We start from the raw sequence: 20,049 nt of genomic DNA on the forward strand, positions 1-20,049 counted from the left end.
TCGCCCCCTTATTCTGTGTATGTGTAATCAGTTGTTATTGTTAGTTTTCCAGCGATCCAAGTTTTTACTGTGCCGTCCGCAATTGTTTTGAACTGAATGTCGTAGCCGTAGCTTTGATTTTCGTTTGTAAATGCTGCGGTGATTTCAGCGGGGATCGTGAATGAAAGCTTGTAGCCGTCTGTAACGACTAGCGGTAAGTCAAGAACGACCGTACCTTGTGGTGTTGCTCGAACCTGTCCTTTAATTTCGTATGCTGTTAGGTCAACTGGCGTATATGTGCCATTAGCAATACCAGTTACGATTTCTTGATAAGTTACATTTGGCGGTAAATCTTCGACAAGAATGAACCACGTTGGACTAAAAATAGTATCACCACGAGTTTCGGTGATATGTTCAGTAATCTTTGCCATTTGCTTGTTTCTCCTCTGATACGTTTATTTAGAAGAAACAAAAAAGACTCCCGAAGGAGTCTTTCAATTAGTGGATTTCATTACTGTTTTGGAACAACTGAGCAGTCAGTTTATGATTAAGTCTTCTGTCACCGTCGTAATCAATATACGTTGATAATGTATCTCGCGACGTACATCTAAACTGAAGGTACAGTACACCCGCTGGAGTATATGCAGGGATACTAGCAAACACTCTTCTAACTGACGGACTTGCTTTATAAGGTGGTGTGCTACCAGTGAAAAACTTATTATCTATTCGACTTTCGAAGAAAACGGTTCCGTTTTCATCAACCAGACGATAGATAGCATCGTACTGTCCACCTGAATTCGAGTAGATCGTGACAAAGATAGAATCGATGTTCATCGGTTCAATAATCAATGTTCGATCATAAGGTCTTGAGTTACTTATTGTTACTTGCGTAACATTCAACCATGAATATCTCGACACAGACGCATTACTGCTGCGGTAATTCATGTCTTTAGCTGTTGCAGAGACGATATCGCCGACGATTTTTTCTGCTTGTACTGTTCCGTAGAACTTCGCAGTGTTTGCGGCTGGGTTTACATCTAAGAAGTGACTTGAACCATCGTTCTGATACCAAATAGTTCGTCCGTTATACCATTGACGAAGACGATACTTACCATCACTGACCATTCTGAATGACTCGCCGTTGGTATTCGGATGCTTGTTTCCGTACCACACAGTGTAATCACTAGAGTTGTTTCCAGTGCCGACATACAAAGAACCGCTGATACGACCGCTCGTTGCCGTTACCGAGCCTGAAACAACAGCATTAGTCGCGTACATCTTACCGTCTTTATCGACTCTAAACGGAGAAGACGACATAGATGCATTACCCGCAGCTATACGCCAAGTCGAGTCAGAGCCATTCAAACGTACAATGTTATGACCAGAACCAACAACGATATCGCTTGATGCACTGACATGTGATCCATTGATTGCATCAGCCGATATTTTACTTGCAGTAATAGCACCAGATGAAATCTTAGCTGCTGTAATAGCTCCCGTTGATAAGTGATTGGTTTCAATGGCATTCGAGCTGATTTTAGCTGCTGTAATAGAACCCGCTGCGATTTTATTAGCCGTTACCGCATTTGTAGCGATTTCTGAAGCAGTGACACTATTCGCTGCAAGTTGTGTTGCAGTAATAGTACCTGTAGCTATATCACTGGCAACAATCGAGCCTGCTGCAATATGACTTGATGTAATAGCATTCGCAGCAATCTTCGAAGCGGTCACGGCATCTGCTGCGATTTCACTCGCAGTTACACTATTTGCGGCAAGTTGCGTTGATGTAATCGTACCTGTAGCTATGTCACTAGCAACGATAGAACCTGCTGCGATATGACTTGAGTTAATCGCGTTTGCTGCGATGTTCGAAGCCGTTAAGTTCTTGATTGTCGCATTGTTAATTAACAACTGACCATTCGAGAAATAGAAAGCAACATCATCGTTTGCTGCATTGCCATTATTACCACCAGCAACAATGAACTCATCTGCTGCAACAATAAACTGCGATTTGCCATTATTACTAGCAAACAAGCCCCAAGCGGCTGTTTCAGTCTTATCAGGCGAAGCTACGATGTTGATACGTGTATCAATCGGTGTTCCACTCGGTAAAGTTGGTGCGTTAGCTGCATTGCGTAGCTGACTTAGTTCATTTGAAACATTAGGTATCTGCTCGCTGAATGCTTGTTCTGCTGCATCTAGATCAGACTGCAAGTTGTTCATGGTCGTCTCATGTGCAGCAAGAGTCGTATCATGGTCATTCATACGCAAGTTGTGACTTGCTAATGTACTGTCATGACCATTCATACGTGCATCATGCTGTCCTAACTCAGCTTCATGTGCCGCAAGTACTGCATCATTTGCTGCAATTTGATTCTGTAAATCGGTATCATCAAAAGGCGTTGCATCATTATCGATGTGTGAATTGTGCAATGCTTCTTCAGCAGTGTAGTTAATACCGTCACGACCAAAACTATCGAAATGACCCAAACGAACATAACGAACTTCTTGGTCTGCTGTGTTCTCAGGGAAGTTCCAAACCCAAGATGCTTGTTTGCCAAGAACAGCAGCAAGAGTTGATACACTAGGGTTAAATCCCGATGTTTTAGATATGTGAATTTCTGTACCTTGCCAGTCAGACTCATCACTTGTGCTGTAGTTGAACCACAACGCACCTAATCGCCCGTAATTGTTTGTTGATGCAATAACCGCGATTTGTTCGTTGTTAGCAATAACTTGTGAGTCATCCGAAACTGATGAGTAAGAACCATCAATTGCAACAATTTCAACAAGTGCTTTGATATTACGTGTAGCGCCCGCAGAGACGTTCTGCTCATAAGTCCATGCGAATGTATTGCTCGACGTAGTAAACGTACCTATCAAGCTCTCGCCGTTACTCACGTTGTACAATGACACTCGATAATGACTGAAGATTTCACGTACAAGTTTCTGGTTTGCATACAACCCCGTCACCTGAGCACTCATCATGTCATCCCAAGAGAACTCGCAATCAACACCGTCAAACTTAGCAGTTACACCTGTTACACTCGGTAGTGTTCCTAATGACGAAATAACCTGATTAGATAACACAATGAAGTTAGACGTTCCGTACATACTCGATTGTGTCGCTACTCTGAAATCATACGAATCTGGGTAGAGACGAGCGATCTCCCAGAAACTATCTTTTGTACGACCCAAACGAGTCCACGTTGAATCACTTGAACGTTTGTAATCAACAATAAACTCAGCTTCAGTTTCAAACCATGTACGTGACCAGCTCAGAGTTCCGTAGCCATGCGTTGTATAGTCAGAAAGATCAAATGTCAAACCTGTTGGCGGTGTTAGAGCTACATTGCTTGGTTTACTCGAACCACCGCCACCGTTTTTAGTACCCAAGTAGATTTCATCTGCATATTCAACACACGAAATATGTCCTATATTGATACGGTCATCTACGACACTCTTTTCTATAGCAGTGACACGAAACTCTTTTTCAACCCACCCTAGGTTGTCATCAGTTACAGTAATCACATCGAAAATACGCACTGGTGTTTCGTACAAATCAATGTCGAACTCAACTTGCTTTTGATATTGATTACGCGCTAATTCACGGTTGGCTAAGAAGCGCATTGGAGAGAATGAATCGTTTCGTTGAGTACCAGCGTAGCGAGTCATCGGCATACTGATCGTCGAAGTCTCGATATAACCGTCTGATTGAATTTGTGGATCAGTTTGAGTGTCTTCGGGAATAGTGAAGATATCTTGCTCATCGTTCAATTCAGTATTTTTGTACTCGACTTCGATGACGTTTGCGTAACTCGACGACGTTTGCTCAGTAATTTTGAACGTACCGTTAATAATATTAGTTTCGTCGAAGTCTTGAACTGGTAACGACAAGTCTTCGAATCGACACGTAATGTAACCCCCTTCGATAAACAAACTCAGATTGGCTGAATCAGCTATTGCACGTAGATTATCAGCATAAGGTGAAGAACTATCGATTTGTCCGTCGACATGTAACCTATTGTAATCACAGAATGTTGCTGATTGGCAAAAACTATCAATATCAATGTAATGCATCGGGATACCCATCCCGTAATAATCATCAGTCAAATAATCAAGCACTGCTAACGCAGGGTTTCGACCAGTTTGACGATGCTCATCAGGCACGTTAGGTAAGTCGTTGTAAAACATCTTATCGCCGATATTCATGTATCGTGGGTCGTACAGCGGTAAACCGTCAACAAGTAAGTTCACTTTAAAACGGTCACTTAGAATACGAACGCCTTCGTCATCAACAATGCGTTTACTTCTGATAGACATTGCACACACACGGTCGCCGCGCATCGCTTCAGTCCACTCACCGTCACTATTATCGATAGCAAGTTGCATCGGTACGCCAGTATCTAGGCCTGCGCGTAATTGCACATGACATTGTTTCTGAAATCCATTCTTTAGCTGATCGCCTGAGAAAAGTAATTGTTCATGACCGTCTGTTGCAGTCTCACGTAAACCATTTACGCCGATACCACTACCCAAGACTTCCACATCATCAATGTAAACTTGCTTAATCGCAGTAACACCGATACCACATGCAAAAACGTTGAGTAGGTACTCTTGATGATGGTCTCTAACGTTGTTGTAAACAGGTACAGCCCCCGTCAAAGTAGTACCGTAAACAGGGTTTCGTGTAGCACTTGTACCTGACTTATTGATTGATGTACCAACATCACTTCCTTTATCGAACGAAGGTGTATTCATCGCTACATAAAGAGAAACCCCCGCTGATGCAATCGATGCAATTAGAGCCCATGTTCCGGCTGCTATACCCATTAAGAAGTTCTCCTAAAAATTAATTGATTCTTTTTATTACTTAGCTTCATCATTTCGAAGCGATGATTCGTAGACACCCCAAACGCATAAGTCCCGACACAGACCATCACATCTATTCCTGTTACGATGATGTCTCCGAAACTAATCTCATTGAACGTTCTCTGTTCGTAGTTCTTGTTTGTGGTTAAAAAGTCTCGAATAGATTTGAAGCCAAATAGTTTGTTCGCGACGCGTGCCCCACCACGAGTAGTTGTATATCGCCCGACAAGCTGTTCAAACATTTCTGGCTCAAACAGTTCGAGCACTAGTAAGTTGCAATCTATCTGGCCGCACACGCGCTCTTTGTTGCGATATGTGGCCAAGATTGTTTTGAATCTCAACTTATCCATTAAGTTCTCCAAATTTCTTCTTGTGCAGACGAAGCTACGTATTTAAAAAATTCATCACCTGGGTGTCGGGATTCGTGTGATGCTTGAGAGGTACGACACAAGTCAGGTGTTTTTACTAATGAGCCGAACACTGATTCAGTCTGAAGCTCGATGGTCATCGTGCCGTTGGTGTAATCAACTTTGGTTACTGGCGTGTCACATGTTCCGCGATGAAATACAACAGCGTTTTGTGATGGGATAATATTGTCTTCAGCGTCATCGGGTAGTTCACAGCGAAGTATTTCAACAGGTGCTTTTTTGAATGCCGCGTTGTCGATTTCATGCCTGTAAGCTGGATCAATACCACTTAATTTAATCCCGACACCAATACTTGCTAATTCAGCAGATTCTGTTAATTCTTCGATTGCTAACAAGTCACCGACAGCGGTGTATAGATAACCGTTGTAGACGACATCGAATGGCGCACTGCATAGGCGTTGAACAACACCACCTTCGATTGTTTCTGTAAGATCTATGCTAACTAGTACTACATCCATCAAAACACCTCGACGAAATTAATAGTTTGTTTAATCAACATACCGTTTTCTGAATACGTAACCGTTTGATTGTCTTCTGCAAATCTACAGTTGATTACGGGCGTTTGGACGTTAATTTCTGTGTTCACTAACTGTGCTGTGCGTAGCTTAGGGAAAATGGTGAATTGGTCGCCGTTAATATCAGTGATGTAGTATGTTTTGTTGTCGTTTGGAACGTTAAAACATGTACCAACTTTTACATAATTGCCGCCATTAACTGACAATGTACTTGCCCCGATCCCCGCAGCTAATGTTAGCTGTGGGTTGCGTGCGTCAGATTTGAAATGTCGCGGTAGGTCAAGCTCAAATGAATTAAAGCGACCCTGCATTTTTAATAAGAAAGCCGTCCATGCTTGCTGTGCTTCAAAGTCAGTGATGTGAACGTCGAATGACCCTTTTATTCGGTGAATACCACGGGTTCGACCTCGACTAGTCAGCGATAACGACTCTGTTTGTAACGTTGGGATTTCATGAGTGATAGAAACGTTACTAATGATCACTCCAGTTGGAAATTCGATTTTTGCCATCGATAGACACTCCTTTTCGTATAGTTTTATTTAGATCGAGTGTTTTCACGGCTGATAGAAAGTGCAGATATGAAGAAGCCCCGATATCGGGGCTTCTGTGTTATTGAAATGTTCATGTGCAAATTTAAAAATGTCACGGTCTAATAATATTTCTCCGGTTTTAACTATAAGTAATAACGGGGGAAATATTATTGAAGCGTGACATTTTTCGGTTATCGTCTCGGACGTTCACTATTTGATTTGTTCACGACACCAGAAATGGTGTGTCTGTGTTTAATCGCTTGTTGTTCAAACCAACCATCATCGAACACGTTACCTTGAACGATCATCGGTGCCTCAATAGTAGTCGTGCCTGTCATCATGCCAACGTTTGAATCGAGTAATTCAAACTTCTGATTTTGTTCTGGCGTAAGAACACGCTCGCCGGCTTTCAATCTGAAAGAGCTGTTATCCATATCTTGAGGGACAACACCACCAGCGTGAAACTGCCCTTCTATCGATTGAATACTTGCGATTTGACTTGCTACTGCTGCACCCGCAGTGATCGAAGCTGCGATCTTAGAATAGAAATCTAATGTTGGATCAGCCCATGCTTGAGCAATAGCTTGGCCTTGATTCACTAGACTCGTAACTAGCGCAAATTCCTTCTGCATCCCGAACACTGTACCAAGCTGTGCTCCGATATCGCTGACGCTTTGCATCAATGATGAACGTTCAGCCTTGCGCTGTTCTTCAAGCAATGCAGCTTTCTGTTCTGCGTGACTAAGCTCCATGTCGTACACAGCAGCGTTGTATTCCGCTTCGAGTGCTTTCTTCTCGTTCAGGTGCTCTTTGAGTGCTTCTAGTTCAACCGCTTGCTTCTGCGTTAGCTGCTCCATTTCGGTAGCATCTTTGCCGAGCTTCACATCTGCTGCTGAAATTCTAATTTCATCGACCTGACGTTGGTATAGACGTTCAGCTTCAAGTTTCGCTCTGTCGTACGCTTCTTTAGAGATCAGTTCGTCTTTGTACGCTTGCTCAACGCTCTTCAACTGATTGTCGCGTTGCTCAGCGTATATCTGTTCAGAAGTCATCACGCTTGCACGTACAGACTTTATCCACGAATCACTAAGCGTTTTCTGCTGAGCATTAGCCGAACTCGACGGTGTAGACGTATCGCTTGAGCTGTCTGCACTAACTGTTGAACCTTCGAAAATCTGTTGGTCAACTTTCATTGACGACAAATCGAATTCTTTCGCAACCATCGGGTTAAACGTCATCCCTTCAGATTTGCGATTTTCAAACGCTTCGCGTTCAAGCTTGTCGCGCTGTTGCAACAATGCAATCTCTGCATCTAGCTCAGCAAGACGTGCTTTGTTGTTAACTCTCGATGGATCGTTTGGATCTTGTGTTGTGTATGAATACGCAGATAGATCTTTGCGAATCTTCGCCTGTTCTTGTCGCTTAGCCGAGATATCAGACTGTGTTACAACGTAACCAGACGTTTCTTCGTATGAAGTACCTAACCCAAGCTTGTTCATTATGCGGTTGAGTTCGGTAATGGCTGACATTACCCCGTTGTATATCGAAGTGAATGTTTGCGACATCCCGTTCAAGAACAACTCAAGACTGCTGATCATGTCGTTGTACAAAACAGACATGCCTTTCATCAGGTTCTGATTGCCCTCGCCGCCCAACGATTTAATGTAGTCTTTCATGCGTTTTAGCGCATCGAGAATTGGCGGAGCTACAGCAGAAGTGAATGATTGCTTGAACACTGACCACATAGAGTCGATTTCAATCATGGCCTTGTTCATGTCGGTCATAGCACTGTTAATCGTGCTCATGTCCATACCGAACATTTCTTCGTATTCTCGCGTTAGGTCGTTAACTGATACGCCTAATTCACGTGAACGCTGATAAAGCATGAAGAACTGATCACCGAACTTATCAGCCCAATACAATGCATCGCTGTCGGACAATTTATCTAATTGATTAACAAGCTCACCGTATTGTTCAGCAGGTGCAAGATTCTTAAAGTCTTTAACTGATAGGTTTAGCTCGTCGAGCAAAGCGACTGCTTCACCCGTTCCACGTTCAGCGTCAGACATACGTTCAGCCACTTCTTTAAAAGCGTCTGTAAGCCCTTCTGCCGACATTCCAACGTGCTTAGCTGCGTAATCGTATGCGTATAGCTCTTCAGTCGTTAGACCGACTTGTGCAGCGAGATAACGCATTTCTTGGTTTGCGTGTACTGTGTCTGTAATGAAAGACGTGATTGATGAAATCACGAAAGCACCTGCAACTGCACTTAGCGCACCGATCATTAGATTACTAGCGACCTTAGTTGCTTTAGCAGTTGCAGACATATCTTTCTGCATTTTGCTTAGACGCTTCTTAGTCTCCGTTTGGGATTTTTTTATCGCGTCTAGGTATTGTTGAGTGTCGGCACTCAGTTGCACCGACACATGTGATAGAGTCTCGCTCATTGCTTGCCCTTATGGTAATAGACTTCGTAGTTTCGTGATCAGATATTCGTCGTAGTCGGCTTGCTGAACTTCGAATTCAATCGTGTCGTTGATGTCTTGATAAAAGCTTTCTAACTGCGATTCGTACAAAGGGTTGGAAGGATCTAACGAACGCTGCGTCTCACGAGCTTTCTTGAACAATTCAGGCTCTAAGAAGTCAGTGTCTGGCACAATGTAAGGTATCAATTCGGAAGGTGAACGCATTTGGGATTTCTTCGTTGCGTTCTGGTTGTACAAAATCGAGGCAATCATTGCTCGTTCGTTACTTGCGACATCGTGCGTGAACGGCGAAATGATGTTTAAAGCTTTGAATTCGAGTAAGGTCGCGTTATCTAATTGCTCTACGTATTCGAGCGGCTGACCCCATGTTAATGCCAGTTTAAGCATGAACATGCGATCAGAATCTTCTATTAGCTTTCGGGCGACTACTTTGGGTCTACTAGACCGCTAACTTCCATTGATTTCTTAGCGATTTTTTCAAGCTCTTTGAACTGCATGTTGCTCATCAAATCTTCTAGTTGCGATTCGTCGAATAACAACTTACCTTTCGCGTCACAAAGCGTTAATAGAGCAGCAATCGCAACCATTTCGATTGGGTCACGTACTTTCTGGAATTTCTTTGTGTCTGTGCTCGACATCGGACGTACGAATACTTCGCCGAGTTCTTCTAGTTCAACTGAATGAACTTTAACTGAACGATTTAGAATATCTTTTGCTGAAATAGCCATTCTCTTTCTCTCCTGAAAAGAAGGGCGACGGCAAGAGAGAACCGCCACCCTGATTTAATGAATATGATTAAGCTGCAACTGGTGCAGTATCTTCGAAGTCACCAAGTGCGCCGTCGATAGTGATAGAAACTGTCATCGAACGAACTGTGTCGAATTCAGAACCTAGTGAGTTACTAGAAACAAAGCCGCTGAATGAACGGAATGTTGATTCTGTGCCTGCTGGGGTTGTGTACTCGATGTAAAAATCAACACGCTCTGAAGTTGCGTATTTATCAACCATCGCTTGATGTGATGGGTTTGAGGGGTTCCAGTTCAGAACTAGCTCAATAGAGCCTGCTGTTTTAGAACCAACAATCGAACGTTGATATTGAACACCGTATTGCGGTACTTGGATTACTGTTGCTTCGTCTGTAGGTGAACCAATGCTCTGTACTTCAGTGATTTCCGTGAATTCAGAACCTGAGTTGTAGAACATTTTTGTGTAGTTACCCGCCGAAACATCGTTAAGGTGTGCCATGTGTTATGCCTCTCTGACAATTAAAGTAAATGTGATGATTCTGAAGTACAGGTCTAGGTCGTGATTGGTTGCATCAGAGACACTTGTCACTTGTGACGTTAAGACTTCAGTTTGTTCGTGTGTGAATCCTTTGCCGTCGAATAAATCGATGACTTGCTGTGCAATGTTCTTGACCGAATCGAATCGATTATCACAAACTTGCACTGTGTATGTGTGGTCAGAAACACTCGTTTTGTATTGATCTGAACCCACGTTTCGACCTGCGTCTTCAAGCGTGTATGCGATAGCAGGTAATTGAACTGATTCAGGTACAAATAACGGATATGCTTCGATCTGAGTTTGCGCCTCGATATAACGACGCAAATCGTCTTGAATCATTCTCATATATTTAGAACTCTTATTTGTTGAGTGCGCGAGTAAACGAACGAACGTTTTTGTATTGCTTCGATGCAATCATTTTGATTCCGCGCTTGATTGATTTTTTAAGTTCAGCAATCGCTTTTAGTCGCTTCCTTGCCAACGCTCCATGCAAGAACGCGATTGGCTTGCGTTTCTTGGTTTCGACTGCATACGGCTTTGTTTTTCTACCGAATGCTTGATTTCGAATATGAACTTTTGTTCTTTGAACACCGTGGTTGAGTACGTACGGGTATCGAATAGATTTATCGCTGAAGTTGATGTTTGCTGTAACTTCGTGCCTACGTCCCTTCTTCATCCCACCTGATTTCTTGAACGCTGAACCTGCATTCGCCGCATAGTTGTATTTAGGTGTGGGAACTTGCATCGTGTTCTTTGCATGACCCGTTTTCGTTGGAATACGAGCTTTCGCAGTGCGCAATACTTCAGTCATACCGCGCTTAGCACCAGTAACCAGAACTGCACGCTTCCATTCCTTGCCTTTCTCATCAGCTAGTGCTTCAAGTGCTTTGTCTAGCTCTTTAAACCCGAATGTTTTTGATGTGAATTTCATGATTACTTACCACGCATCTTGCAGGTGATTAGCAACTCTCGATTCAGGTAGTCCGTGTTGATAACCGATTCAACGTCGTATTCCCTGTTGCGAAACACGATGTACATTGATGAGTCGAGATATTCGAGGTCTTTGCGGTAACGAATGCCAAAAGTCACGGTATCTTGTGCTTGACGAACTACTTCGCCTGTTTCTTCATTTCTGTCGTGCTCGATGCGTGCTGAGACAGTGTGAAATAATGCTTTTTCATTTATCAGTTCCCCTGACTCACCACGAGTGTTTACGACATCGTAGATTTGGATTCGGTGACGCATCTTCCCCGCGTTGATTGGTCTCATATGACCCCCTTAACTTGCTAAGTAGCCAGACGAACTCAATCGATATTTACGGAGAATGTAATCGACACCTAACGGTACTCGACGGAGCTGGCTATCTGACATTGATTCGCGATTCTCGTACATGCCCGCGATTAGCATCAAAACTGCAACATCGATATCTGCGTAACATGGGATTTCGTTTTCATCTTCTGTTGCTATACCATCCCAACGAACACGTCGGTTGATTTGGCCTTCAACGATGTCTTGTGCAGCCCTTTGAAGTAAAAGCAGATGTTCGTCGTCGTAAGTGTCATCAATATCAATTCGACATTGATGCTTTATGTCTCTGAGTTCTAACATTATTCAGCCTTCTTCGGTTTACGTGTTCTCTTCTTCGGTGCTGGCTTAGTTTCAAGTGCTACTGGCGACGGTTTAGTTTCGAGTTCTGGGTAGAAGTACATCGGGTATTCGTCGATAACTCGTTGATCTGTTACTTCCTGATCTTGTTTGAACTGCCCGTATTTGCAGTTGAACGGTAGTCTTACTTTCATGTGCTCTCCTTAAACGAAAAAGCCCCACCCGTTTGGGTAGGGCTTCGATTGTGATTAGCTAGTTAATGCTGGATTAAACAGCAGCTACTAGGTCGCCGTAGAACACGCCAGATTTGTTTTCTACTGTTAGCGCACAACGTTGAGTTGCTAGAACAGTTACAAGACCTTTCTGGAAGTCATCAGCGTCAGAGTTAGAAGTTTCAACGCCCATACCTTCGCGAATCCAAAGCGTGATTTGAGTTGCGTCAACAAGAATGAACTTGCCTTTGCCGACTGCTTTTGACTTAACAACACGTACGCCCCATGCAACGTCTGGGTTGACTGCACGAGCATCTGCGGCGATGAAGTGACCGTCTGATCCTTTTGCAAGGTCTAGTTCAGCAGCATCTTCTGGGTGCAAAATAACGAATGAAGGTGCCAAGTCTGCCGATTCCATTTGTGCTTTTGCTAGACGAATGTTTTCGAATACAGTCTTACCAGCTTCTGGAGTGAACACAGTGTGGTTATCAACGTGAGTCAGACCTTTAAGCTGACCACCCGCGCCAGTACCAGAAACAATTTGACCTTGTACTTTACGAGCTACTTGATATGGCATTTTGCTGTTGATGAATGAAGCTACAGCAGCGTTATCAGCCATAAGATTCTTAGACATCTTAGTGAAGTGACCAACATCCGAAACTGGCATTGATTTAGTTTCGAATGTGTAATCAGATTCACCGTAAGCACTTAGTTCGTCAGCACGTGGAGCTGCACCGTCAGTGATTAGCAATTCTTGAACGTAATCAACTGCGTTTGAAGTTGCTGTTGCTGTTGAGATAACGTCTAGAAGAGTTAGACTTTCAACTGGTTTACCAACAACACCCGCTAGACGTTGTGAATAAGTCTCACCAGTCGCGTTAGTTGATGCTTTAATTTCAACTTGAGCATTACGTGACTTACCTTCAGCCATTGCTTTGAAGTTTTCAGAGTCAGCGAATTGCTCACCTAGAGACTTCACTTGCGCTTTAGCAGGTACGAAGCCAGACGCAGATTTTGCTTCAACTTCGCGTAGACGTGATTTCAGTTCGTCGTTAGCTGCTTTCAGTTCAACGATTTCAGCACTTACTGGTGCTACGCTTTGTTCGATTTCAGATTTTGTCGCCATTTCTTGAATAGCGGCCATGATTTCTTGAGACATAGTTTTTCCCTGTCTTAAATTTAAAAATGATTTGATTTGATTTGATTTGAGTGTTGTCAGACTTGTATCCACAGCATCACGCAGGGAAAAACGCAGGACTGACTCGCCTGCATCAGATTTGTTTCTTGCTTGTATTTAGATCGGAAAAATCAGCGCCTTATGAGGCAAGACGCTGTTTTAGTAGAAGTGCTGTGAGAATTTCGGTTTCTTCTGCTGATTTTTGCTCTTCAGCCGCGATTTCAGCGTTTTTACGCTCGATCCCTGCTTGTTCATCGTTTGCAGCAAGAATCACGCTCTTAGCTTGTGCTACGAACGATTTAGCGACTTCACGCGAACAATTGAACTCAGTCCGACAAAATGTTTCGAGTGATTTCAGCGAATCCACTTCTTGAAGTGTGTCTTTCACGCTTAGCAAGTCGATTTTTGCTTTGCGGTCTGCTGGGAACGAAACGATTGAGACTTCACCCAAGTACGTCACGTTTGTGATGACTCGACCACCATCAGCCTTAACTTCGTAGTCGTCTTTCGATAGCGAATAGCCAATTGATAGCCCTTTGATAGTGCCGTGTTTCAGTGCTGCTTTAAGATCTTCAGCGATAGACAGCCCTTTCGTTAATTCACACTTAATCAAAAGACCGTGTTCGTCTTCTCGCATATCGAGAATCTTGCCAACTGGAATAGAATTGTGCTCATGACCGAACATCAAAAGCGGCATTTCTGCTGTACCAGCTTTAACCGATTCGATAACAGACGCATACGCGCCTTTTTTAATCGTATCGTTGTACGAGTCGTTATTATCAAAAGTCGATGCGTAGCCCTCAAACGAATAACCGTCACCGTCAACAGACATCTTGACCGACTGAATTTTAATTTGTTTAATCTCCATTCGGAGTACCCTCATTTGTATTAGATGATTGCGCGCTAACTAATTGCGCTTGTTGACGTAACGTGTCGTATTCTTCGCCTTCCTTTGGTGGCTTATTCATTAATTCACGTGCTTCGTTTTGAGTTAAAATACCCGCTGTAACAGCAGCAGTGCCGATACCAGAAAGCGTTTTGAAGTCGTGTCTTAGTAATTTGAAAGATTCAAACTCAACGTTATATTTAGTGCGTTCTTTTCGCGTCATTAATTTGAGGCGAATTTCATCTTCAATCTTTGTAAATAAAATTCCCAAATCAGTCGAAATCCATGAGCGAATTACATCTTCAGTTGATAGTGATTTGTTTGTTAACTCGCCTATTCCCAATAAAGACAACGGAACGCCGTATATACGAGCAATATCTTCAGTCGTATATTTTCTCGACTCTAGAGTTGCCATATCCTGTGGGCTCAGTGCGATAGATTGGTATTTGAAACCACCCTCAAGAATCATTGTTTTATGACTACTAGTTGCAGTTTCCATTTGAGCAATTAACCGTTGATCAATTTTCTTTCGCTGTTCATCAGTCAGAATTTGCTCTGTTGAAAGTATCCCACCAGGTCTTCCACCCGAACTAAAGTAATCAGACTGAAATTTGTCTTGAGTAATCGCGATACCAAGTGTTGAACGATGATAAGCAAGCGGTGATAATCCAGTTAATCCGTTACCCATTCCCTTGATATGAAAAACATCTTCCGCTTTGTGCAACTTCTCGTGAGTTCCTTCAATTAACGGATCTAACTGTTGTCGATAAATCAACTCACCGTTTGCTTGAAGCTCTGGAGTAGTGTCTTGCGACGGCATGACAAATAGCGCTACTGGCTCACCTATTGAGTTACGAGCAATTCGCGCATAAAAGTTACCATGTAACATTAGGTTTAGTGCAAGCGTTTGTCTGAATGTCGTTCCAGACATATACGGGTTAGGCTTATTCTGAATTAAATCCCACACAATATGATCAGACTTTTTACGTGCTCCATTGATTTCTTCAGTAAAACTAAGCGGAGCACTTCCGATCATATTTGCAGTTAACGTAATACAACGCATTACTGTTGGTAACTGTAATGCGGTATCCTCATTTACTGGTGCTGGCGTTGACAAATAGTGATCAGGAAAGTTTATTTGACCACCAGTACTAACTTCAGTTGACTTACCTCCGAATAGATTGGTAGCCCATCTAAAAACGTTCATTCGAACCCCTCTAATTAAAATATTAACGGGCTATCTAAGAACCCATCTAGTGATATATCTTTATTTAGAAGTGCTCGATTTAATGCCATGAATAACGCCATTGCAGGGTCTATTTTCTTATCTGCATGTGCTTTCTTGGGATATAAGTTCTTATCTTCTGCGTTTTTTAAAACGACGTTGCCTAGTGCCCAAGTAAGAACGCTATTTCTTGGATTTCTCAAACGACCGCTTAATATCATCGATTCAGTTTCGCTCATTGGCTCTGACATGTTTTTAGATGACTGTGATAATGCAACAACTGAAATACCTTCATCTTGCAGCGTATATTGCAGATTTGTCGAACCGTAGTTATCGAATGCAACTTCTCTTACATTAAACTTTTTAATTAACAGTCGAATGTGGTCGAGAATTGCCTCATCAGAAATGATGTTCCCATCAGTCAACGTTAACCATCCATCAGCAATAAAGCGTTTCAGTAATGCTTTGTATTCTTCAGTTTGTTTTTCAACGCTATCTTCCGGCAGTAAGCTGTACGCTCGTATGTCGTATGTACCATCATCAAGTTTGAATATCGCTGTAATCGATGTGAAATCCCCGACTCGCGCTTTATCGACACCGATGTAACAAGGCTTATCGATTAGTTCATCGTCAGAAACTGATTCTGGACAACGCGCCCACGATTCCATGTTTAGCCATTCAACACTGCTGTTTACCCAAACGTTCAAGTGTTTCGTCTTGAATTCGCTCAGTTTGTACGGCATTTGCTTCGCTTCTTTAGCGATTGAACGTAAATCTTCTATGTCTTTTGAGATACCCAAGGCTGGGTTTGCTTTCCACCACGTAGCCTCATCAAATACGTCGTCGTTTTCATCGATACCGTAGATAAGAACAAAGAATGAATCGTCTTCTATTAGCCCGTTCAACAGCGGCTTCATGTATGAGTCTTCATGTTTCAGGCAGTGCGACGATAAATCTTCTCCAGCAGTGGTGATCGATAAGATCAATGGATTTCTACGCGCCGACATACCAGTAAGCATGATGTCGTATAGCGAACCATTTTTATGAGCGTGATATTCATCGATTACGGCCATTTGGACGTTCAAACCATCCAAAGTCGATGAATCAGACGCGACTGCTTTGTAGAATGAGTTGTCGTCGTGCTGATAGATCATCTGATTGTTAGAACCGAATATCTTCTTCAGTAACGGTGACATCGCTACCATCGTTTTCGCAGAGTTCCAACACATCTTTGCTTGATCGCGAGTGGTTGCTGCTGAGAATACTTGAGCACCCTGCTCTATGATTGTCTCGTATAACGCTATACCACCACTAAGTGTTGATTTTGCTGACTTTCGAGGTACAGATACGTGTGCTTTTCTAAATCTTCTGAATGGTTTCGGATCATCGTTTCGATATTCCCAGAACCCATAGATGTTGATTACAACGAACGCATGGAATGGCATTAGTTCTAGTCGCTTGCCTTGCCACTGACCATCGACCAGCGGCAACATTGACAAGAACATAAGTGCTTTGATTGCTTGTTCTTTGTCCCAGAACAAACGTTCGTTTTCATCTTCACAACGCTTTAAGTCGTTTTTAAAGCGTTGAATTGCGTTGAATACGAGTTTCGAGCTAGGACGACTACCTGAATAAATTTCTTCGACGTACTCGAATGCACGTTCATACGCTTCTTCAGCGATTTCTCTTAGTCGTTCTTGCATTCAAACTCCTAACTCAAGAAATCGAGAATATCGGTGTTGTCAGCAGCGCCGATGTTGTCTGCTTCGGCTGATAGTTTTTTCGCTTCAGCAGCGATTTTCTTCAGACGTTCTTTACCGATTGCAGATTTGCCTTGTGCGTCTTCGATTAGTCGTATTTCTGCTTTGATCTCTTTGTAAACGGTGAATAACGGGTTAAGTTTTTTAACCATGTCGCCTTGTGTTGATAGCGTTTCGTATGATTCACCCTCTTCGGTGAGTTGTTCAGACACACGTTCAAGTCGTTCATATAACTCTTTCAAACGACCAGCGGGTGTTCTTGGATGTTTCTTCATTTTGCTCTCCTAATATCATGTATTTAGAAGAGCCAGATTCAGGTTCAGTCAGTGATATCGAATGGCTATCGCGTCGTATTCATGTGCGGAAAAAAATAATTCTGAAAATTCCTGTGCGCTGTCAGCGGGACTAGGGTTGTGTTCTCAGTCAGGTGTCTCTGAGACAAAATCACCCCCCCTTCGAAATAGACAGTCGTGAATGAGTAAGAAGTGAATAGAGCTTGCATAAAGATGTGGTTCACAAGTCATAGTGTGTATTCGACTTGATCACGAGTTGAATTAAAAAATGTCACGGTCTAATAATATTTCTAGCTGTTTAACTTATAGTAATAACCGGAGAAATATTATTGAAGCGTGACATTTTTGAGTCTGAATTGATGTATTGATGATTCGTCCAATGACCTGCCAATCATCACACGCTCATGCACTTTGCATAATATAATGATTTTTATGCGTAATCATTCACGTCGTTCTTTAGCTGTTTTAATACGATGACACTCGATACATAAGCACTGAAGATTATCGATGTTGCAGAATTCATCCAATGTACATTGTTCAGCTTTAGCAACGGGTCTGATGTGGTCTACTTCATCGAATGGTGTATAGATGCCTTTAGCAAGACAATGCTGACATAAGCCTTGTTGCATCGCGATAACGACTTCACGTGTGCGCTTCCATTGCTTAGTGTTGTATGGGTTGAAGCCATAACGACGTTTAGTATTACGAGCGTTCTTAGCGTAACGTTCTGCTGATTCGTTTAGATATTCTTGCTGGTGGTCTTCACAATAGCCGTTGGCGTATTGCATCTTAGTGCATAGATGCTTTCGGCATGGGTTTACTGATTTAAGCGTTGGCATTTTATTCCTTACTCTAGTTTTAACTGACTAGTGTTACCTCACGTAGGAATCAATGTTCGTAGGGTCAATTGATTGCTCGAACGTGTGCATCACAACTTCCATTCGTATGTTGATTAACTTCTCAATCAAATCGTGTACATGTGGATTCGATAACTCGAATACTCGATTGTGTTTTGCTTCGTACTTCACTCTAACCTGCTCGATGTAAGCATCAATTTGATCTACTGTTTTGAATTTCATTTGATATCCTTAACGTAATGTTGTTTCCATGATTGGCGATACAACTTGATTAACTCTGATTTCTTGTATTTATCGAGCGACATGTCAGGGTAGATTTCGGATAACAGTTCGAGCATCTGCGGTTTGTTGAGACGACTGAACTTCTTAGTTTGGTCTTGTGGGTGGCTAGCGTATATCGGCATATCTGAGTAATCAGTCGTTAGATACTTTACGATGCGCGTGAGCCATTCTGGCAACGACATTCTGATTATCTTTTGCCACGTCTCGATCACACCCAAAACACGGTTGCACCGAGGACATAGAGCTGCGCGACAATGCCCTGTCGTGTGGTCATGATCTAGATGTGAGTCGTCTGCTGTGATGGGTTGATTGCATAACGGGCATTTGTATTGCTGTTGTGCTGACAGCTTGGCACGAAACACGTTCGTATGTTTGGATTGGAGTACCTTCATAAATACATCTTTTATCTATTAAAGGTGTATTTAATGGCATTCAAATCAGAACACTTTTCTGTGAAAGAATTAGTATCTCGCGAGACTTATCAACGACACGGCGAACAAGCTATCTATATGCTTGATGACCGTCTTCTACGCACGCTAGACGCACTCAGAAAGCGGTTCGGTCCATGTACTATCAACAATTGGTCATGGGGCGGTTCGTTCAATCAAAGCGGTTTACGCGACGTTTCTTTCTATGGTTCAGTGCCGAAGTTCGAAGCAAGCAGATCTCAGCACAAATTTGGTCGAGCTGCTGACTGTAAGTTCAGAGACTATTCAGCAAGCGAAGTTCGGAAATACGTTTTAGAAAACCCAGACGAATTCCCGTATATTACTTTCTTAGAAGTCGGGATTGGTTGGTTTCACTTCGATGTCCGTAACGGTGATTCTATTGTTTGTTGGTCGCCAGATGATGGCTACGTGAGTAATGAAGAAGTGATTCGTCGGAATCTATAGACGAAAAAAAGCACGCTTATGCGTGCTTTATAGACTTCCGATATTTCAGTACATTGAATTTCCAATTCTGTACTTCCTCTAGATCTCCAATCATTTTAATCCGAGTTTCTAGTTCATCCTCTGTCGAGCGTAGAGAACGAAACATTGATTTCTCGTATACGTATAGCCCATCACCAAATCGACTACTAAACAAACGTTCGATGAAACCGAGTTTTCGCTTTCGTTCAAACTTTAAACACAATACTTCATTGATACATTCAGGCTTTATGAAATTTAAGAATGCACCCTCAATGAGATAAAAGTGGTTTTCTACTCTATTTGCAGTTGTTGTCGCCCAGAACTCGTCTGACAAATGTTCTGTGTGCGCAAGTGTTATTTTATCAAGATGCTTACCCCAATTACCTTGCGTTAGTTCAACCCAGCTAATTACTTTTATTCGTTCGTTGTTCATTGTCTTCTCTCTTTATTTTCTTAATTTTAGTCTTATTACTTTTCGTAACATTGAACATTAAGCTGACCTGTATTGAACAGTTTAGTGCTTGATAAAAACATACATGTTTTATTTTCGTCGTATTGGGGCGTAAATTCATACACACGTACGTCATTAATACCGTCACGCTCAATTGTATAAGCTACATCGTATTTTATGGTCATATCAGTTTCTGGTTTCATGATAGTTCCGTAAAGAAGCGTACCAATCAGAAGCCCAATCAACATACCTGACATGATTGAACAAAAATAATCTAGTGGTGTTCTCATTGCTTT

25 protein-coding genes are annotated in these 20,049 nt (G+C 42.4%); 1 reads left to right on the forward strand and 24 read right to left on the reverse strand.

The features are described 5' to 3' along the window. Positions 1-8: 8 nt before the first annotated feature. From MTF70_RS17025 to MTF70_RS17130, 22 genes are all read right to left on the reverse strand, one after another. The gene (locus MTF70_RS17025; protein WP_158156449.1) at positions 9-410 is read right to left on the reverse strand and encodes a hypothetical protein; all 402 of its coding nucleotides are present in this window, start codon (positions 408-410) and stop codon (positions 9-11) included. 67 nt (positions 411-477) lie between these two features. Continuing rightward, positions 478-4,812, reverse strand: a complete 4,335-nt coding sequence (locus MTF70_RS17030) for a hypothetical protein (protein WP_248394124.1) — start codon at positions 4,810-4,812, stop codon at positions 478-480. After that, a complete protein-coding gene (locus tag MTF70_RS17035) occupies positions 4,812-5,201 on the reverse strand; it encodes a hypothetical protein (RefSeq protein WP_158156445.1) in 390 nt (129 codons plus the stop codon). The genes MTF70_RS17030 and MTF70_RS17035 overlap by 1 nt, the downstream gene beginning before the upstream one ends. Further along, positions 5,201-5,737, reverse strand: a complete 537-nt coding sequence (locus MTF70_RS17040) for a hypothetical protein (protein ID WP_158156443.1) — start codon at positions 5,735-5,737, stop codon at positions 5,201-5,203. The genes MTF70_RS17035 and MTF70_RS17040 overlap by 1 nt, the downstream gene beginning before the upstream one ends. Further along, positions 5,737-6,303, reverse strand: a complete 567-nt coding sequence (locus MTF70_RS17045) for a hypothetical protein (RefSeq protein WP_158156441.1) — start codon at positions 6,301-6,303, stop codon at positions 5,737-5,739. The genes MTF70_RS17040 and MTF70_RS17045 overlap by 1 nt, the downstream gene beginning before the upstream one ends. Positions 6,304-6,515: 212 nt before the next feature. Beyond that, the gene (locus MTF70_RS17050) at positions 6,516-8,771 is read right to left on the reverse strand and encodes a hypothetical protein (RefSeq protein ID WP_248394126.1); all 2,256 of its coding nucleotides are present in this window, start codon (positions 8,769-8,771) and stop codon (positions 6,516-6,518) included. Positions 8,772-8,780: 9 nt separating this feature from the next. Further along, the gene (locus MTF70_RS17055; protein ID WP_158156437.1) at positions 8,781-9,203 is read right to left on the reverse strand and encodes a hypothetical protein; all 423 of its coding nucleotides are present in this window, start codon (positions 9,201-9,203) and stop codon (positions 8,781-8,783) included. A 32-nt stretch (positions 9,204-9,235) separates the two neighbouring features. Further along, positions 9,236-9,538, reverse strand: coding sequence for a hypothetical protein (locus MTF70_RS17060; RefSeq protein WP_158156435.1), 303 nt, complete (start codon positions 9,536-9,538; stop codon positions 9,236-9,238). Between the two features lie 67 nt (positions 9,539-9,605). After that, the gene (locus MTF70_RS17065; protein ID WP_158156433.1) at positions 9,606-10,055 is read right to left on the reverse strand and encodes a phage tail tube protein; all 450 of its coding nucleotides are present in this window, start codon (positions 10,053-10,055) and stop codon (positions 9,606-9,608) included. Positions 10,056-10,058: 3 nt separating this feature from the next. Further along, a complete protein-coding gene (locus tag MTF70_RS17070; protein ID WP_248394128.1) occupies positions 10,059-10,439 on the reverse strand; it encodes a hypothetical protein in 381 nt (126 codons plus the stop codon). A 13-nt stretch (positions 10,440-10,452) separates the two neighbouring features. Continuing rightward, positions 10,453-11,025, reverse strand: a complete 573-nt coding sequence (locus tag MTF70_RS17075; RefSeq protein ID WP_248394129.1) for a hypothetical protein — start codon at positions 11,023-11,025, stop codon at positions 10,453-10,455. A 2-nt stretch (positions 11,026-11,027) separates the two neighbouring features. Beyond that, a complete protein-coding gene (locus MTF70_RS17080) occupies positions 11,028-11,363 on the reverse strand; it encodes a phage head closure protein (protein WP_248394131.1) in 336 nt (111 codons plus the stop codon). Positions 11,364-11,372: 9 nt separating this feature from the next. Next, positions 11,373-11,702 (reverse strand): head-tail connector protein, encoded by a 330-nt coding sequence (locus tag MTF70_RS17085; RefSeq protein WP_158156425.1) that lies wholly within the window; start codon positions 11,700-11,702, stop codon positions 11,373-11,375. Then, a complete protein-coding gene (locus tag MTF70_RS17090; RefSeq protein WP_238843047.1) occupies positions 11,702-11,893 on the reverse strand; it encodes a hypothetical protein in 192 nt (63 codons plus the stop codon). Before MTF70_RS17090 ends, MTF70_RS17085 begins: the two co-directional genes overlap by 1 nt. A 73-nt stretch (positions 11,894-11,966) precedes the next feature. Further along, complete coding sequence (locus MTF70_RS17095) at positions 11,967-13,070, reverse strand: phage major capsid protein (protein ID WP_238843048.1); 1,104 nt, start codon at positions 13,068-13,070, stop codon at positions 11,967-11,969. 157 nt (positions 13,071-13,227) lie between these two features. Next, on the reverse strand, positions 13,228-13,956 hold the full coding sequence (locus MTF70_RS17100; RefSeq protein ID WP_248394133.1) for an HK97 family phage prohead protease: 729 nt from the start codon (positions 13,954-13,956) through the stop codon (positions 13,228-13,230). After that, positions 13,946-15,181, reverse strand: coding sequence for a phage portal protein (locus MTF70_RS17105; protein WP_158156417.1), 1,236 nt, complete (start codon positions 15,179-15,181; stop codon positions 13,946-13,948). The genes MTF70_RS17100 and MTF70_RS17105 overlap by 11 nt, the downstream gene beginning before the upstream one ends. Positions 15,182-15,195: 14 nt before the next feature. Then, complete coding sequence (locus tag MTF70_RS17110; protein ID WP_238843049.1) at positions 15,196-16,902, reverse strand: terminase TerL endonuclease subunit; 1,707 nt, start codon at positions 16,900-16,902, stop codon at positions 15,196-15,198. 8 nt (positions 16,903-16,910) lie between these two features. Continuing rightward, positions 16,911-17,234, reverse strand: coding sequence for a hypothetical protein (locus MTF70_RS17115; RefSeq protein WP_161441654.1), 324 nt, complete (start codon positions 17,232-17,234; stop codon positions 16,911-16,913). Between the two features lie 458 nt (positions 17,235-17,692). Next, on the reverse strand, positions 17,693-18,091 hold the full coding sequence (locus MTF70_RS17120; protein ID WP_248394135.1) for an HNH endonuclease signature motif containing protein: 399 nt from the start codon (positions 18,089-18,091) through the stop codon (positions 17,693-17,695). A 33-nt stretch (positions 18,092-18,124) separates the two neighbouring features. Continuing rightward, positions 18,125-18,331, reverse strand: a complete 207-nt coding sequence (locus tag MTF70_RS17125; RefSeq protein WP_248394137.1) for a hypothetical protein — start codon at positions 18,329-18,331, stop codon at positions 18,125-18,127. Next, positions 18,328-18,783, reverse strand: coding sequence for an endonuclease domain-containing protein (locus MTF70_RS17130; protein WP_248394139.1), 456 nt, complete (start codon positions 18,781-18,783; stop codon positions 18,328-18,330). The genes MTF70_RS17125 and MTF70_RS17130 overlap by 4 nt, the downstream gene beginning before the upstream one ends. Positions 18,784-18,816: 33 nt before the next feature. Here MTF70_RS17130 and MTF70_RS17135 point away from each other — a divergent pair, with 33 nt between their 5' ends. Beyond that, on the forward strand, positions 18,817-19,284 hold the full coding sequence (locus MTF70_RS17135) for a hypothetical protein (RefSeq protein WP_248394141.1): 468 nt from the start codon (positions 18,817-18,819) through the stop codon (positions 19,282-19,284). 16 nt (positions 19,285-19,300) lie between these two features. On the opposite strand, the gene MTF70_RS17140 is transcribed toward MTF70_RS17135, so the two are convergent. Both MTF70_RS17140 and MTF70_RS17145 read right to left on the reverse strand, forming a co-directional pair. Then, entirely contained in the window at positions 19,301-19,735 is a 435-nt protein-coding gene (locus tag MTF70_RS17140; protein WP_248394143.1) for a hypothetical protein, read from the reverse strand. 35 nt (positions 19,736-19,770) lie between these two features. Continuing rightward, positions 19,771-20,043 (reverse strand): hypothetical protein, encoded by a 273-nt coding sequence (locus MTF70_RS17145; protein ID WP_248394145.1) that lies wholly within the window; start codon positions 20,041-20,043, stop codon positions 19,771-19,773. Between the last annotated feature and the right edge of the window lie 6 nt (positions 20,044-20,049).

Source organism: Vibrio sp. 2CM40D, from assembly GCF_023161825.1.
Taxonomy (GTDB): domain Bacteria; phylum Pseudomonadota; class Gammaproteobacteria; order Enterobacterales; family Vibrionaceae; genus Vibrio; species Vibrio alginolyticus.

Bases quoted from the DNA above. Each gene is read 5' to 3' on its own strand.
- MTF70_RS17040 (WP_158156443.1), bottom strand. From the start codon at position 5,737: ATGGATGTAGTACTAGTTAGCATAGATCTTACAGAAACAATCGAAGGT.
- MTF70_RS17095 (WP_238843048.1), bottom strand. From the start codon at position 13,070: ATGTCTCAAGAAATCATGGCCGCTATTCAAGAAATGGCGACAAAATCT.
- MTF70_RS17135 (WP_248394141.1), top strand. From the start codon at position 18,817: ATGGCATTCAAATCAGAACACTTTTCTGTGAAAGAATTAGTATCTCGC.
- MTF70_RS17080 (WP_248394131.1), bottom strand. From the start codon at position 11,363: ATGAGACCAATCAACGCGGGGAAGATGCGTCACCGAATCCAAATCTAC.
- MTF70_RS17120 (WP_248394135.1), bottom strand. From the start codon at position 18,091: ATGCCAACGCTTAAATCAGTAAACCCATGCCGAAAGCATCTATGCACT.
- MTF70_RS17035 (WP_158156445.1), bottom strand. From the start codon at position 5,201: ATGGATAAGTTGAGATTCAAAACAATCTTGGCCACATATCGCAACAAA.
- MTF70_RS17060 (WP_158156435.1), bottom strand. From the start codon at position 9,538: ATGGCTATTTCAGCAAAAGATATTCTAAATCGTTCAGTTAAAGTTCAT.
- MTF70_RS17130 (WP_248394139.1), bottom strand. From the start codon at position 18,783: ATGAAGGTACTCCAATCCAAACATACGAACGTGTTTCGTGCCAAGCTG.
- MTF70_RS17110 (WP_238843049.1), bottom strand. From the start codon at position 16,902: ATGCAAGAACGACTAAGAGAAATCGCTGAAGAAGCGTATGAACGTGCA.
- MTF70_RS17140 (WP_248394143.1), bottom strand. From the start codon at position 19,735: ATGAACAACGAACGAATAAAAGTAATTAGCTGGGTTGAACTAACGCAA.
- MTF70_RS17055 (WP_158156437.1), bottom strand. From the start codon at position 9,203: ATGTTCATGCTTAAACTGGCATTAACATGGGGTCAGCCGCTCGAATAC.
- MTF70_RS17090 (WP_238843047.1), bottom strand. From the start codon at position 11,893: ATGAAAGTAAGACTACCGTTCAACTGCAAATACGGGCAGTTCAAACAA.
- MTF70_RS17065 (WP_158156433.1), bottom strand. From the start codon at position 10,055: ATGGCACACCTTAACGATGTTTCGGCGGGTAACTACACAAAAATGTTC.
- MTF70_RS17100 (WP_248394133.1), bottom strand. From the start codon at position 13,956: ATGGAGATTAAACAAATTAAAATTCAGTCGGTCAAGATGTCTGTTGAC.
- MTF70_RS17045 (WP_158156441.1), bottom strand. From the start codon at position 6,303: ATGGCAAAAATCGAATTTCCAACTGGAGTGATCATTAGTAACGTTTCT.
- MTF70_RS17075 (WP_248394129.1), bottom strand. From the start codon at position 11,025: ATGAAATTCACATCAAAAACATTCGGGTTTAAAGAGCTAGACAAAGCA.
- MTF70_RS17105 (WP_158156417.1), bottom strand. From the start codon at position 15,181: ATGAACGTTTTTAGATGGGCTACCAATCTATTCGGAGGTAAGTCAACT.
- MTF70_RS17115 (WP_161441654.1), bottom strand. From the start codon at position 17,234: ATGAAGAAACATCCAAGAACACCCGCTGGTCGTTTGAAAGAGTTATAT.
- MTF70_RS17070 (WP_248394128.1), bottom strand. From the start codon at position 10,439: ATGAGAATGATTCAAGACGATTTGCGTCGTTATATCGAGGCGCAAACT.
- MTF70_RS17085 (WP_158156425.1), bottom strand. From the start codon at position 11,702: ATGTTAGAACTCAGAGACATAAAGCATCAATGTCGAATTGATATTGAT.
- MTF70_RS17025 (WP_158156449.1), bottom strand. From the start codon at position 410: ATGGCAAAGATTACTGAACATATCACCGAAACTCGTGGTGATACTATT.
- MTF70_RS17125 (WP_248394137.1), bottom strand. From the start codon at position 18,331: ATGAAATTCAAAACAGTAGATCAAATTGATGCTTACATCGAGCAGGTT.
- MTF70_RS17050 (WP_248394126.1), bottom strand. From the start codon at position 8,771: ATGAGCGAGACTCTATCACATGTGTCGGTGCAACTGAGTGCCGACACT.
- MTF70_RS17145 (WP_248394145.1), bottom strand. From the start codon at position 20,043: ATGAGAACACCACTAGATTATTTTTGTTCAATCATGTCAGGTATGTTG.
- MTF70_RS17030 (WP_248394124.1), bottom strand. From the start codon at position 4,812: ATGGGTATAGCAGCCGGAACATGGGCTCTAATTGCATCGATTGCATCA.